The sequence below is a fragment of the Micromonospora sp. LH3U1 genome (assembly GCF_028475105.1).
In the GTDB taxonomy this organism is placed as follows: domain Bacteria; phylum Actinomycetota; class Actinomycetes; order Mycobacteriales; family Micromonosporaceae; genus Micromonospora.
Genome location: NZ_CP116936.1, coordinates 4922723 through 4937202 on the forward strand (window position 1 = coordinate 4922723; position 14480 = coordinate 4937202).

Annotated in this window: 11 protein-coding genes; 9 read left to right on the forward strand and 2 right to left on the reverse strand. The window is 70.8% G+C overall.

The window, feature by feature from the left end; all coding sequences use genetic code 11:
• Positions 1–5 precede the first annotated feature (5 nt).
• The 8 genes from PCA76_RS22435 (at position 6) to PCA76_RS22470 (ending at position 10000) form a co-directional block, all read left to right on the forward strand.
• The gene (locus PCA76_RS22435) at positions 6–815 is read left to right on the forward strand and encodes a metal-dependent hydrolase (RefSeq protein ID WP_272612455.1); all 810 of its coding nucleotides are present in this window, start codon (positions 6–8) and stop codon (positions 813–815) included.
• Positions 812–1720, forward strand: a complete 909-nt coding sequence (locus PCA76_RS22440) for an amidohydrolase family protein (RefSeq protein ID WP_272612456.1) — start codon at positions 812–814, stop codon at positions 1718–1720. Before PCA76_RS22435 ends, PCA76_RS22440 begins: the two co-directional genes overlap by 4 nt.
• Before the next feature lie 281 nt (positions 1721–2001).
• A complete protein-coding gene (locus PCA76_RS22445; protein WP_272619518.1) occupies positions 2002–3051 on the forward strand; it encodes a LacI family DNA-binding transcriptional regulator in 1050 nt (349 codons plus the stop codon).
• 85 nt (positions 3052–3136) lie between these two features.
• Entirely contained in the window at positions 3137–4441 is a 1305-nt protein-coding gene (locus PCA76_RS22450) for an ABC transporter substrate-binding protein (protein WP_272612457.1), read from the forward strand.
• A gap of 67 nt (positions 4442–4508) precedes the next feature.
• The gene (locus PCA76_RS22455; protein WP_272612458.1) at positions 4509–5477 is read left to right on the forward strand and encodes a carbohydrate ABC transporter permease; all 969 of its coding nucleotides are present in this window, start codon (positions 4509–4511) and stop codon (positions 5475–5477) included.
• A gap of 1 nt (position 5478) precedes the next feature.
• Entirely contained in the window at positions 5479–6366 is an 888-nt protein-coding gene (locus tag PCA76_RS22460) for a carbohydrate ABC transporter permease (protein WP_272612459.1), read from the forward strand.
• Complete coding sequence (gene yicI / locus PCA76_RS22465) at positions 6363–8594, forward strand: alpha-xylosidase (protein ID WP_272612460.1); 2232 nt, start codon at positions 6363–6365, stop codon at positions 8592–8594. The genes PCA76_RS22460 and yicI overlap by 4 nt, the downstream gene beginning before the upstream one ends.
• Complete coding sequence (locus tag PCA76_RS22470) at positions 8591–10000, forward strand: GH1 family beta-glucosidase (protein ID WP_272612461.1); 1410 nt, start codon at positions 8591–8593, stop codon at positions 9998–10000. The genes yicI and PCA76_RS22470 overlap by 4 nt, the downstream gene beginning before the upstream one ends.
• 149 nt (positions 10001–10149) lie before the next feature.
• On the opposite strand, the gene PCA76_RS22475 is transcribed toward PCA76_RS22470, so the two are convergent.
• Positions 10150–10743 (reverse strand): nucleotidyltransferase family protein, encoded by a 594-nt coding sequence (locus PCA76_RS22475; protein ID WP_272619520.1) that lies wholly within the window; start codon positions 10741–10743, stop codon positions 10150–10152.
• 171 nt (positions 10744–10914) lie between these two features.
• Positions 10915–12624, reverse strand: a complete 1710-nt coding sequence (locus tag PCA76_RS22480; RefSeq protein ID WP_272619522.1) for a bifunctional 3'-5' exonuclease/DNA polymerase — start codon at positions 12622–12624, stop codon at positions 10915–10917.
• Positions 12625–12743: 119 nt separating this feature from the next.
• Between PCA76_RS22480 and PCA76_RS22485 the strand changes: the two genes are divergently transcribed.
• Positions 12744–14477, forward strand: a complete 1734-nt coding sequence (locus PCA76_RS22485) for an ABC transporter ATP-binding protein (protein ID WP_272612462.1) — start codon at positions 12744–12746, stop codon at positions 14475–14477.
• Positions 14478–14480 lie beyond the last annotated feature (3 nt).

The following is a 14480-nucleotide window of genomic DNA, read 5'->3' on the forward strand; positions in this document are numbered from 1 at the left end:
TCGACATGATGGGACCGCAGCATGCGCTGTCCGGCGCGGCGGTATGGCTGGCGGGGTCCTGGGCGCTGGACCAGTTCGCCGACTACCACCAGTCGCCGCTCGCGTTGGCGGTGGGCACCGCGGTGTGCGCCGGTGGCGCGCTCTTTCCCGACCTCGACATGTCGGGCAAGGTGACCCGCAACCAGGGTGGAGCCACCGTGGCTCGCACCTTCGGGGTCTTCTCACTCTTCGCCGCCGAGGTGATGGAGAAGATCTCGCTCGGCGTCTACTACGCCACGAAGCTCAGCAAGGACCCGCGCCGCAACAACGGGCACCGGACGCTGACGCACACGCTTCCGTTCACCGTGCTGATCGGCTGGGGCACCACCGCGCTCTGCGCCGCGTACGGCAAGTGGGCGGTGATCACCATCCTGTTCTTCATGTTCGGCCTGGCCCTGCGGGGGCTGTTCGACAGGTGGGCGGAGCGGGCCGGCTGGGTCATCGTGACCCTCGCGTCGGCCGGGGCAGCCTGGTTCACCTTCGTCAACCTCCCGGGCGGGCGCGGCTACCCGCTGATCGGCACGGCCCTGGGGGTGGGCTGCTTCGTGCACATCCTCGGCGACATGGTCACCCGAGCCGGCGTGCCGATCCTCTGGCCGATCCCGATCAAACGGCGCATGTGGATGATGGTCGGCCTACCGAACAGCATCGCCCTGCGCGTCGGCAGCAAGGCCGAGGTGGTGGGGGTTCGCATCGCGCTGACCGTCGTCTCGGCGCTCGCCACCGTCGGCCTGATCGCGCCCTCGGTGCTGAGCCGGTTCGACATCGACATATGAGCGATCCGGCGCTCGGGTCACCGCCGGCGGCGGACGCTCAGGTGCCGGCGTTCTGGCACGCGCTGGGGCTGCCCGGGTTGGCGGACGTGCACGTGCACTTCCTACCGCCACGACTGCTGCGTCGGGTGTGGGCGTACTTCGACGCGGCGGGGCCGTTGGTCGGCACCGAGTGGCCGATCCGGTACCGGTGGAGCGATGCCGACCGGGTCGCGCACCTGCGCCGGCTCGGGGTGCGGGCGTTCAGCGCGTTGGCGTACGCCCACCGGCCCGGCATGGCGGCCCAGCTCAACCGCTGGACGCTGGACTTCGCCCGGACCACCCCGGGTTGCCTGGCCTCGGCCACCTTCTTCCCCGAGCCCGACGCCCCCGGGTACGTCGAGGCGGCGCTGGCCGGCGGTGCCCGACTGTTCAAGGTGCACGTGCAGGTCGGCGGCTTCGCGCCGACCGACCCGGCGTTGGACCACGTCTGGGGGATGCTGCCCGACGCGGGTGTGCCGGTGGTGGTGCACGCCGGGCACGCCCCGGTGGGGACCACGCACACCGGGCCCGACCCGTTCGCCGCTCTCCTCGCCCGCCACCCTCGGCTGACCGCGGTGGTGGCCCACCTCGGCGCCCCGGACTACCGGGCGTTCCTGGACCTCGCCGAGGCGTACGAGCGGGTTCGGTTGGACACCACCATGGCATTCACGCCGTTCTTCGACCAGTTCGTCCCCTTCCCCGCTGACGAGTTGCCCCGGCTGCGCGAGTTGGGGCTGGCCGGCAAGGTGCTGCTGGGCAGCGACTTCCCGAACATCCCGTATCCGTACGCCGACCAACTGACCGGGTTGGCCCGGCTGGACCTGGGCGACGACTGGCTGCGCGCGGTCTGCTGGGACAGCGCCGCCGGGCTGTTCGACCTGTCCTGACCGCTCCCCGCGGTCCGGCGAGCCGACCGAGGGTCCTCCCCGCAAAGGCAGCAGAGGAGGCACCGCCACCCCCGGGCCGCCACCCCGTCCAGGACCGGTCGCGCACGATCGGCACGCCAGGTCCGTGCGGCACCGGACGGCTCCGAATTCTTTTCGACATCGCCTATTGACGTCGCCGTAACAGGCGGCCTAGCGTCTTGTCGAACCGCTTCGTCGAAGCGTTTCGACGATCATGCGGGAGCGATCCCACGCCAGGCCCGAGGAGGTGCGCGGTGGCCACCATGCACGACGTCGCTCGCCTCGCGCAGGTCTCGGTCAGCACCGTCTCGTACGTGCTCACCGGCACCCGGCCGATCTCGCAGGCCACCCGGGACAGGGTGCTCGCCGCGATGGCCGAGCTCGACTACCAGCCCAACGCGATGGCCCGTGGCCTGGCCAGCCGGCGCAGCCGCATCCTCGGCCTGCTGATGCCAATGGACGAGCGCGGCCTCGGCGCCACCGAAACCGCCTTCGTCACCGGTGCCGCCGCCGCGGCCAGCGCCGCCGGCTACCACCTGGTGCTCTCGCCGGTCGGCGGCGGCGACCTCGACGACCTGCGTCGGCTGGCCAGCCAACGGATGCTCGACGGCGTCGTGCTGATGGAGGTGCAGCTGGCCGACGAACGGGTCACCGTGCTCCAGGAGGCCGGCGTGCCGCTGGTGCTGATCGGCCGCACCGGCGACACCAACACGCTCTCCTACGTGGACATCGACTTCGACCAGACCGTACGGGAGGCCGTCGCGCACCTGGTCGGCCTCGGGCACCGGCAGATCGTCTACGTCAACCACTCGGCCGCCACGCTGGCCAGCGGTTACGGGCCAGCGCTGCGTACCCGTGATGCCTTTGCCGCGGCGATGACCGGGCACGGCCTGGACCCGCTGATGATCGCGGCCGAGGACAGCGCCGCCGGCGGGCGCGCTGCTCTGGCCAGCGCTTTCGTGCAGGCCCCGGAGCTGACCGCCGTACTGGCCATGAATGAATCCGCGATCTTCGGCATCCTCGGCGAGCTGAGCGGCCGTGGGTTGTCGGTGCCCGACGACGTCTCCGTCGTCTCGATGGTCACCTCGCCGCAGGTCGCCGAACTGGCCACCCCGGCGCTGACCGCGATGACGTCACCTGGTTCAGCGCTCGGTCGGATCGCGGTCGAGGCGCTGGTGCGCCACCTGGATACCCCCGGCGACCACCGTCACCAGCAACTGCTGCCGTGCGCGTTGGAAATTCGGGGATCGACCGCCGTTCCGCGGCGGCCGACACTGGTCATTTCCGGCCCATCGTCGACTGACGGGGCCTGACCAGCGACAACGGCCCGCCGCCGCGCTGCAACGCGACGACGGGCACAGCGAAGTACCGGCTAGATACTCAACGAGGAGGATAGCAATGCAGCGATTCCGCCGACTCGTCGCCGCGATCGCCCTGGCGGCGACCGCGACGACCACCGTAGCCGCCTGCGGCGGTGGTGACAGTGGGGACGACAGCGGGGCCAAGACCCTCAAGCTCTGGCACTACGAGAGCGAAAACAGTGCCATGGGGGTCGGCTGGAACCGGGCGATCGAGATCTTCAAGGCCGAGCACCCGGGCGTCGAGGTGCGCTTCGAGCGCAAGGCGTTCGAGCAGATCCAGCAGAACGCCGGCATGATCATCAACTCGTCCGAGGGCCCGGACATCATGGAGTACAACAAGGGCAACGCGACCGCCGGTCTGCTCTCCTCCCAGGGCCTGCTCGCCGACCTGAGCGCCGAGGCCGACAAGCGCGGCTGGGCCGGCAAGCTCAGCCCCAGCCTGCAGACCACCGCCCGTTACAGCGACAAGGGCGTGATGGGCTCGGGCAAGTGGTTCGGCGTGCCAAACTACGGCGAGTACGTGACGGTCTACTACAACAAGGACCTCTTCCAGCAGAACGGCGTCAAGGTTCCGACCACGCTGGCCGAGATGACCGCCGCGATGGACACCTTCGTCGGCAAGGGCGTCACCCCGCTGGGCATGGCCGGTGCCGAGTACCCGGCCGGCCAGCTCTTCTACCAGCTGGCGTTGGCCAAGGCCGACCGGCAGTTCGTCGACAACTACCAGCTCTACAAGAGCCCGGTGGACTTCAAGGCCGACCCGCTGAAGTACGGCGCGGACACCTTCGCCGACTGGGTGAAGAAGGGCTACGTCGCCAAGGACTCGGCCAGCCTCAAGGCCGAGGACATGGGCACCGCGTTCATCGGCGGCAAGGTTCCGATGATCGTCTCGGGCAGCTGGTGGTACGGCCGGTTCAAGACCGAGATGAAGGCCAACTGGGACACCTTCCTCTTCCCCGGCAACACCATGCAGCTCGGCTCCTCCGGCAACCTCTGGGTGGTCCCGGAGAACAGCAAGGCCAAGAGCCTGGCGTACGACTTCATCGACATCACCCTGCGTCCGGAGATCCAGGACCTGATCGGCAACAACGGTGGTGTCCCGGTCGCCGGTGACCCGGCGAAGATCAGCGACCCGAAGGACCGCAAGCTGATCGAGGACTTCAACACGGTCAGCAAGCAGGACGGGCTCGCCTTCTACCCGGACTGGCCGGTCCCCGGCTACTACGACGTGCTGGTCGCCGGATTCCAGGGCCTGATCAACGGCTCCAAGTCGCCCGACCAGGTCCTCGACTCGATCGCCAAGCCGTACGCCGAAGGCGTCAAGGAGATCACCGGCAAGTGACACGGCGAGCGGCGGGCGCGACCGGCACGACCGGCGTGCCCGCCCGCCCCGCCGGGAAGGATCTTCCATGGCAGTCTCCGAGACCCTCGCCACCGCACAGCCGGCGGCGACCCCGACCCCGCCGACGTCCAGCCGCCGACGTCGCGGCCGCAACGCGGCGTACTGGCTCTACCTGCTCCCCGGAGCGGTGCTCTTCGTCCTGGTCATCGGCGCACCGCTGGTCGGCACCCTCTACCTCTCGCTGACCAAGTGGTCCGGCATCGGCGACCCCATCTGGGTCGGCCTGGACAACTACCAGCACCTGCTGCAGGACGACGTGTTCTGGGCGTCGTTCCGCAACACCGTCTGGATGCTCGTCGCGATGGTGGTGGTGCCCACGCTGCTCGGGCTGCTGCTCGCCGCGGTGCTCTTCGACGTCATCGGTCGCCGGTTCAAGCCCCGAACCGCCGCCGCGCTGCGGGCCGCGTTCTACCTCCCGCAGGTGCTGCCGGTCGTGGTGGCCGGCATCGTCTGGGGCTGGATCCTGCGCCCCGACGGGGCGTTCAACAGCCTGCTCGACGCGGTCGGTCTCGGCGCGCTGCGCCACGACTGGCTCGGCGACCCGGGCACTGCCCTGCCGGCCGTGATGGCGGTGATGATCTGGGTGCAGATCGGCTACCCGGTGGTCGTCTTCATGGCGGCGTTGCAGCGGGTCGACCCCGAGTTGTACGAGGCGGCCGAGGTCGACGGCGCGAACTGGGTCCACCGGTTCCGCGCGATCACCCTCCCGCAGATCCGGCCGGAAACCTTCGTGGTGGCCCTGACCTGCACCATCGCCGCGCTGAAGGTTTTCGGGCCGATCTTCGCCCTGACCCGGGGTGGCCCGGAGAACGCCACCAACGTGCCGTCGTACTTCGCGTACTACACGTTCTTCAAGAAGCTTCAGGTCGGCTACGGCTCCGCGATCTCCACCGTGCTGACTCTGATCATCGTTGTGGTGGCCGTGGTCTTCATCTGGATGCAGGCCCGCAGCGAGCGCCGGGACCGGGGGTTCTGACATGGCCGTCACGCTCACACCGAGCACCGCACCGGTGGCGCCACGCCGTCCCGTACGCGATCGGCACCACCGCGGCGTCAGCCGCTGGGTCGTGCTCACCGTGGTCACGCTCGCCGCGCTCGCCATGCTGGTGCCGTTCGCGTTCATGCTGCTCAATGCGTTCAAGTCGCCCGGGGACTACTCGTCGGGTGGCCCGCTGAGCTGGCCGACGGAGTTCTACACCAAGGGTCTGCGGACGTACTGGACCGAGGTCAACTTCCCGCTCAAGCTCTGGAACTCGGCGCTCATCGCCGGCTCCGTGGCCGTGCTCGGCGTCGCCGTGTCACTGCTCAACGCGTACGCCCTGGGCATCGGCCGGGTCCGCGGCCGGCTCTGGATCGTCGGTCTCTTCCTGCTGGCCAACATGCTGCCGCAGGAGGCGCTGATCTACCCGCTGTACTACGTCGCGAAGCAGGTCGGTCTCTACAACACCCAGCTCTCGGTGATCATCATCTTCACCGTGATCCAGAGCGCGTTCGGCACCTACCTGCTCGCCTCGGTGATGGGCACGTTCCCGCGTTCGCTGCTCGAGGCCGCGGCGCTGGACGGCGCCGGCAAGTGGACGGTGCTGTGGCGGGTGGTCTTCCCCAACCTGCGGCCCACCCTCGCGGTGCTGCTCATCTTCTTCTTCATCTGGACGTGGAACGAGTTCCTCATCCCGCTGGTCATGCTGATCGACAACCAGACGCAGACCATCCCGGTGGCGCTCGCGTCGTTGCAGGGCGACCGGCTGATGGACGCTCCGACCACCAACGCCGGGGCCCTGATCAGCCTGGTGCCGGCCATCCTCTTCTTCCTCATCTTCCAGCGCACTCTGGCGCGCGGCATCACGGCAGGAGCCGAGAAGTGAAGTTCACCGACGGGTACTGGCAGATGCGCCCCGGTGTCAGCGTCCTACGCCCCGGCACCGTCGAGTCGGTCGAGCCGGACGAGCGCGGCTTCACCGTCTTCGCGCCGACCGGTCAGATCAGCGGACGCGGCGCCACCCTCAACCGTCCCCTGGTCACCGCCCGGTACTTCTCCCCCGCCCCCGGCATCATCGGGGTGACCATCGCCCACCACACCGGCGGGCTGCCCCGCGAGCCGCACTTCGGGCTGAGCATCGACGAGACGCACCCGGTCACCATCGACATCACCGGGATCAGCGCGACGCTGACCACCGGTGAGCTGACCGCGCGGGTCGCGCTCGTCGACGGGTGGCGGGTCGAATTCATGCACGGCGACCGGCTGGTCACGGCGTCCACCGCGCGCAGCGTCGGCGTCGTCACCGACGCCGAGGGCCGTCGGCACGTGCACGAGCGGCTCGCCCTCGGCGTCGGCGAGACGGTGTACGGGTTGGGCGAACGCTTCGGCCCGTTCGTCAAGAACGGACAGACCGTCGACATCTGGAACGCCGACGGCGGCACCGCCAGCGAGCAGGCGTACAAGAATGTGCCGTTCTACCTCAGCAGCGCCGGCTACGGGGTGTTCGTGGACCACCCGGAGCACGTGTCGTTCGAGGTCGGCTCCGAGGTCGTCACGCAGACCCAGTTCAGCGTCGAGGGGCAGTCGCTCACCTACTACGTGATCGACGGGCCCACCCCGAAGGAGGTGCTGCGCCGCTACACCGCCCTCACCGGCCGGCCGGCCCGGATCCCCGCCTGGTCGTACGGGCTGTGGCTGTCCACCTCGTTCACCACCTCGTACGACGAGAAGACCGTGACCGAGTTCGTCGACGGGATGGCCGAGCGCGGGCTGCCGCTGTCGGTGTTCCACTTCGACTGCTTCTGGATGCGCCAGTTCCACTGGGTCGACTTCGTCTGGGACCCGGAGACCTTCCCCGACCCCGAGGGGATGCTGCGCCGGCTCCACGAGCGGGACCTGAAGGTGTGCGTCTGGATCAACCCGTACATCGCGCAGCGCTCGTACCTCTTCGAGGAGGGCCGGGAGGCCGGTTACCTGGTGCGCAACCCCGACGGTTCGGTCTGGCAGTGGGACAAGTGGCAGGCCGGCATGGCGCTTGTCGACTTCACCAACCCGGACGCGGTCCGTTGGTTCACCGGCAAGCTCAAGGCGCTGCTGGACATGGGCGTCGACTGCTTCAAGACCGACTTCGGTGAGCGGATTCCGACCGACGTGGTGTGGCACGACGGTTCGGACCCGCAGCGGATGCACAACTACTACTCCTACCTCTACAACAAGGCGGTCTTCGAGCTGCTCGAAACCGAACGCGGGGAGGGCGAGGCGGTGCTGTTCGCCCGCTCGGCCACCACCGGCGGGCAGCAGTTCCCGGTGCACTGGGGTGGCGACTGCGAGTCGACGTTCGTCGCGATGGCCGAGTCCCTGCGCGGCGGGTTGTCCCTGGCCGCATCCGGCTTCGGCTACTGGAGCCACGACATCGGCGGCTTCGAGGGCACCCCCGACCCGGCGGTGTTCAAGCGGTGGATCGCCTTCGGGCTGCTCTCGTCGCACTCCCGGCTGCACGGTTCCGGCTCGTACCGGGTGCCGTGGGCGTACGACGAGGAGTCCGTCGACGTGCTGCGGCAGTTCACCCAGCTCAAGCTCGGGCTGATGCCGTACCTGGCGGCCGCCGCGCAGGAGGCGCAGCGCGACGGGACGCCGATGATGCGGCCGATGATCGTGGAGTTCCCGGACGACCCGGCCGCGGCGCACCTGGACCGGCAGTACATGCTCGGCCCCGACGTGCTGGTCGCTCCGGTGTTCAGCGCCGACGGCGACGTCACCTACTACGTGCCCGCCGGCACCTGGACGCACCTGATCAGCGGCGCGCAGGTCACCGGCCCGACGTGGGTCACCGAGAAGCACGGGTTCGACAGCGTGCCGGTGCTGGCACGACCCGGCGCGGTCATCCCGTTCGGCTCTCGCGACGACCGACCGGACTACGAGTGGGCCGACGATGTGCGGCTGCGGTTGTACGCACCGGCCGAGGGGCAGCGGACGCGGGTACGGGTACCGTCACCCGGGGACGGGCCGGGCGCCGAGTTCGACGTGCGCTACGAGGGTGGGACGGCCAGTGCCGAGCTGGTCGCCGGCACCTCGACGGGCTACATCTGCGAGATCCAGGGGACTGAACGATGACGCAACACCACTTCCCGGAGAGCTTCGTCTGGGGATCGGCGACGGCCTCGTACCAGATCGAGGGGGCGGTCACCGAAGACGGGCGCGGGCCGTCCATCTGGGACACCTACAGCCACACGCCCGGTCGGACGCTGAACGGCGACACCGGCGACGTGGCCGCCGACCACTACCACCGGTGGGCCGACGACCTCGGGCACATCGCTGACCTCGGGCTCAGCGCGTACCGATTCTCCATCTCGTGGCCGCGGGTGCAGCCCGGCGGCTCGGGCCGGTTCAACCAGGCTGGCATCGACTTCTACTCCCGGCTGGTGGACGGGCTGCTGGAGCGGGGCGTCCGCCCGGTGGCCACCATGTACCACTGGGACCTGCCGCAGGAGTTGGAGGACGCCGGCGGCTGGGCGGTGCGGGAGACCGCCCTGCGCTTCCAGGAGTACGCGGCGGGCATCGTCGGTGCGCTGGGCGACCGGGTGCACACCTGGACGACGCTCAACGAGCCGTGGTGCTCGGCGTACCTGGGCTACGCCTCCGGTGTGCACGCGCCGGGTCGGACCGAGCCGGCGGCGGCGCTGGCCGCGGTGCACCACCTCAACCTCGCGCACGGCCTGGCCGGCCGGGTGGTCCGGGAACTGGCCCCGGCCGCCGAGCTGTCGGTCACGCTGAACCTGCACGTCATCCGGGGGGCGTCCGACTCGGACGCGGACCAGGACGCGGTACGGCGGATCGACGCGTTGGCCAACCGGGCTTTCCTGGGCCCGATGCTGGACGGGGCGTACCCGGCCGACCTGCTGGCCGACACCGCATCCGTCACCGACTGGTCGTTCGTCCGCGAGGGCGACGAGAAGCAGATCGCGGTGCCGCTGGACGTGCTCGGCGTCAACTACTACTCGAGCACCCTGGTCCAGGCCTGGGACGGGGTGTCGGCCCGCTCCGACGCCGACGGGCACGGTGCCTCCACCTCGACACCGTGGGTCGCCGCCGACAACGTCGACTTCCTGCCGCAGCCCGGCCCGTACACGGCGATGGGTTGGAACATCGACCCGCCGGCCCTGACCGAGCTGCTGATGCGCCTGCACCGCACGTACCCGAGCCAGCCGATGATGATCACCGAGAACGGTGCGGCGTTCGACGACGTGGTGTCGGCCGACGGCGCGATCCACGACGACCAGCGGATCGACTACCTGCGCCGGCACATCGGCGCGATGGCCGACGCCCGCGCGCAGGGCGCGGACGTCCGTGGTTACTTCGTCTGGTCGCTGCTGGACAACTTCGAGTGGGGCTACGGCTACGACCGCCGCTTCGGGATCATCCGGGTCGACTACGACACCCAGGTACGCACCTGGAAGGACAGCGCCCACTGGTACCAGCGGCTCGCCGCCACCGGCGAACTGGACCAGGCGCAGGAGTAGGCGCACCCGCCGCGCGGTTGTCACGGTGGTCCCCCGGACCCCCGACCCCCGTGCCCCGCCCCGTCGGTCATGGAGTTGTGGTGGGCGACAAAGTAGCCGCTAGAGTGCCAAATTGGGCACCATAACTCCATGATCGACGCGGGCCCGCCTTAGACCCCGACCCGTTGGGGCGGGACGGTTAGCCCGTAGAGCTCCATCAGCTCCGGGGTGTCGACCCGGCTGCCGTCGGCCACCGCGTCGCAGGCGATGTCGACGATCTGGTCCTTGTGCGCCAACAGGTACGGCCGGGCACCCACGTCGGCGCTGGCCAGTGTGGCGATGCCGGGCCAGTGCCGGCGACCGAAGAGCATCGGGTAGCCGCGCAGCCCGTCGTAGGTGGCGCAGACCAGCACATCCGGGTACGGCAGCGCGGCCACCCGGCGGACCGCTGCGGCGGTCAGGCCCGGCATGTCGACCGGGACCACCACCACCGCCTCGATCCCCTCGTCGCCCATGGCGGCCAGGCCGGCCCGGATGGACGAGCCGACCCCGGTGCCCCACGCCTTGTTGATCACAACGGTAGCGTCGCCGAGGTCGGCGGTCTCCCGGACCTGATCAGCGGCGGCACCCAGCACGACCACGATCTGCTCGCAGCCCGCCTCGGTCATCGTGTCGATCATCTGGTTGACCAGGGGCTTTTCCCCCCGGTGCAACAGGGCCTCGGGGCCGCCGATGCGTCGTCCCCCACCCGCGGCGATGATCATTCCTGCGATCCGGTTCAGCTGCGCCCCCTCCAGCACGGGACCGACCGTGACCGATCCGTCCCTTCCTACGGACACTGCAACGAGGACGGCCGGCCGAGGGTGGCGGGGCGAAAAGGAGAAATAGCGCAACCGTTACACGCCCGGCATCTCCCGGTATGGGCACACCGCCGGTCAGACCGCGTCGGCATAGCAGTCGACGATGGACAGATCCAGCGGGAACCGGACCGGCGTCGCACCGAAGAGCAGCGTGGAGGCCCGCTCGCCGCAACGGGTGACGGCCTCCGCGACCACGGCCGCCTGAGCAGCGGGCGCGTGCACGACCACCTCGTCGTGCTGGAAGAAGACCAGCTCGGCGTCAGTGCCGGACAGCTCCGTACGCAGCGTGGCCAGCAACGTGGAGGCCCACTCCGCTGCCGTGGCCTGAATGACGAAGTTACGCGTGAAGCGCCCCCGGGACCGCGCGGCACGAGCCCGCGGACTGTGCGGGTCGGCCGCCCCATCCGGATCGGAAGGCGCGTCGTCGGGATCACCGAACCCGGCCGAGCCGGGCGGACACGTCCGCCCCAGCCACGACCGCACCAACCCACCCGCCTCGCCGGTGCGCGCCGCCGCCTCGACGTAATTGAACGCCGTCGGGTAGCTGCGCTTCAACACCGCCAACGCGGGCACCGCGGCCCCGCCGGTCTGCCCGTACATCGCGCCGAGCAGGGCCACCTTGGCCTTGGCCCGGTCGCCGCCGAACGAGTCGCGGGCCAGGGCGGCGTAGAGGTCGCCGGCCCCGCCCGCCGCCGCCAGCCGCGCGTCGCCGGACACCGCCGCCAGCACCCGGGGCTCCAACTGGCCGGCGTCGGCGACCACCAGCCGCCAGCCCGGATCGGCCACCACCGCACGCCGGATCACCTTCGGGATCTGCAGGGCCCCACCGCCCCGGGTGGCCCACCGGCCGGAGACGACCCCACCCGGCACGTACTCCGGCTGGAACCGGCCGTCGCGCACCCACTGCTCGCGCCAGGACCAGGCGTGCGTCGTCCAGATCCGGTAGAGCTCCTTGTATTCCAGGACCAGCGGCACCGCCGGATGGTCCACCCCGCGCAACACCCAGGCCCGGGTGTTGGGTAGCTCCACCCCGACCCGGGCGAACGCCTTCAACAGCTCCGCCGGGGAGTCGGCGTGCAGCCGGCGTACGCCGAACGCGTCGGCGATCTGGGCGGCAAGCTCGGCGAGTCGACGTGGCGGGCCGCCGACCGGGGACGCCTCACCCAGCAGCTCATTGAGGATCTCGTCGTGCACGTCGCCACGCCAGGGCAGCCCGGCGACGCCCATCTCCACCGCGATCAGCGCGCCGGCCGACTCGGCGGCCACCAGCAACCGGAACCGGCCCGGGTGCTCGGTGGCGGCGATGCGGGCGAGCTGGTCCGCGTACACCTGGGTCAGTGCCTCGATGCCCGGGCCCGGCGGACCGGGCAGCGTGTCGAAGAGCGCACCCTGGCCGTGCCCGGGCGGCGCGGCGGCGCGCGGCGGTGGGTCGGGCGGCACCGCGGCGCCGGTCAACCGGGCCCAGGCGGCGGCCAGCGAGCGGGGCTCGCCCCAGCGGCCGACATGCCCGAGCAGCAACGCCTCGGTCAACTCCACGTCGTGGCACCGGTCGACCCGGACGCCGGCGCGCAGCAGCGCCGGGTAGACGGATGCGGCGGTCGACCAGACCCAGCGCGGGTGCTCGGCGGCCTCGCGCGCGGCAACCCCGACGACCAGGTCGACGACGGCCTCGGCCGGGCCAGCCGGCCGGCCGACGGCGTCCAGCGGGCACAGCACTCCCCCACCCCGCTCGTCGGACACCACCGCCACCAGCACGAACGCGATTCTGCCTCTCCCCTCCGACAGGAAAGGAGGCGCACCTTACATTCGTCGGGTCAGTGGAGTGTCGGGGCCGCCGGTAGCGTGATCGCGTGCCTCCCCAGATCCCGCATTCCGATCCTGGCACTCCGGACACTCGCGGCCCGATGCGATACCTGTGGTGGCTGGTCCGCTGCCAACCCTGGCGGGTGCTGCGCGGCGGCCTACTCGGGACGGCCTGGATGGTCGGGCTGTCGGCACGGCCCTACCTGATCGCCCGCGCCGTCGACGACGGGCTACTCGCACGCGACACCCGCGCCCTGGCGCTCTGGGTCGCGGCGATCGTCGTCGCGGGACTGGCATTGTCGTATCTGGGCATCATGCGGCACCGCACGATGACCTTCATCCGGGAGGACGCCAAGGCACGCTCGGCGGAGGTCCTGCTGCGCCAACTGTCCCGGATCGGCGCCGCGCTGCCGCGCCGGGTCGCCGCGGGCGAGGTGGCCACTGTCGGCGGCTCCGACATCAACTGGACGGCGCAGGTGCTGACGCTGACCGGGCCGGGCGTCGGCGCGGTCGTCGCGTACGGGGTCATCGCCGTGGTGCTCTGGTCGATCTCCCCGATGCTCGCGCTCTGCGTACTGCTGGGGGTGCCGGTGGTCGGGCTGGTCGTCGGGCCGCTGCTGCGCCGCCTCGAAAGCGCGGAGTCGGTCTACCGCAGGCAGCAGGGCGCGCTCACCGCCCGATCCGGTGACATCGTGGCCGGGCTGCGGGTGCTCGCCGGGGTGGGCGGCCGGGACCTGTTCACCCGGCGGTACGCGGCCAAATCCCAGGACCTGCGCGCCGAGGGCTACCGGGTCGGCGCGGTCAACAGCTGGATCGACGCGGCGACCGTCGCCATCCCCGGGTTGTTCCTGGCGGCGGTGGTGTGGCTGACGGCTCGGATGGCGGTGACCGGTGACGTCACGATCGGTGAGTTGGTCGCCGTCTACGGCTACGTGGCGACCCTGATCGTGCCGGTCTGGTTCCTGCTCGAGGGCAGCTACGAGCTGATCCGCGGCCGGGTTGCCGCCCGACGGATCACCGATCTCCTCAACGTGACCCCGGACGATGTCGGCGGCCCGGGTCGTCGGTGGCCGGGCAGCGTGCCCGATGCACGTCGGCCGGGCGCCCTGGCCGCGCCGGCCGGTCCCGCCGACCTGCACGACCCGGTGACCGGGCTGACCGTGCGCGCCGGCCGGCTGACCGCCGTGGCCGCCGACGATCCGGCGGAGGCGCTGGCCCTGGCCGACCGGCTCGGCCGCTACGTCGTCAGCGAGGCCACCTGGGGTGGTGTGCCGCTGAGCGGGATCGCCCTGGACGAGGTCCGCTCCCGGATCATGGTCGCCGACCACGACGCGTACCTCTTCGCCGGAACTCTGCGCGAGATCCTGCACCCGGGAGGTGACGACGACCGGATCGCCCAGGCTCTGCGGGTCGCCTCAGCCGAGGACGTCGTCGACGCCCTGCCGGCCGGGCTGGACACCCCGATCGACGCCCGAGGCCGGACGCTCTCCGGCGGTCAGCGCCAACGGGTACGCCTCGCCCGGGCGCTCCGCGCCGAACCGGAGGTGTTGATCCTCGTCGACCCGACGTCGGCGGTGGACGCGCACACCGAGGCGCGGATCGCCGAGCGGCTACGTGCCGCGCGGGCCGGGCGGACCACCATGGTGATCGCCACGTCGCCGCTGCTGCTCGGCCGGGCCGACCTGGTCGCGCACCTGAGTGCCGGCCGGATCACGGCCACCGGCAGCCACGCCGACCTGCTCGACGAGGACGCCGACTACCGGCACCTGGTGGCCCGTGACAGCGAGGATTCCGACGTCGAGCAGCCCGCCGACACCGAGGAGACGTACCGGTGAGCC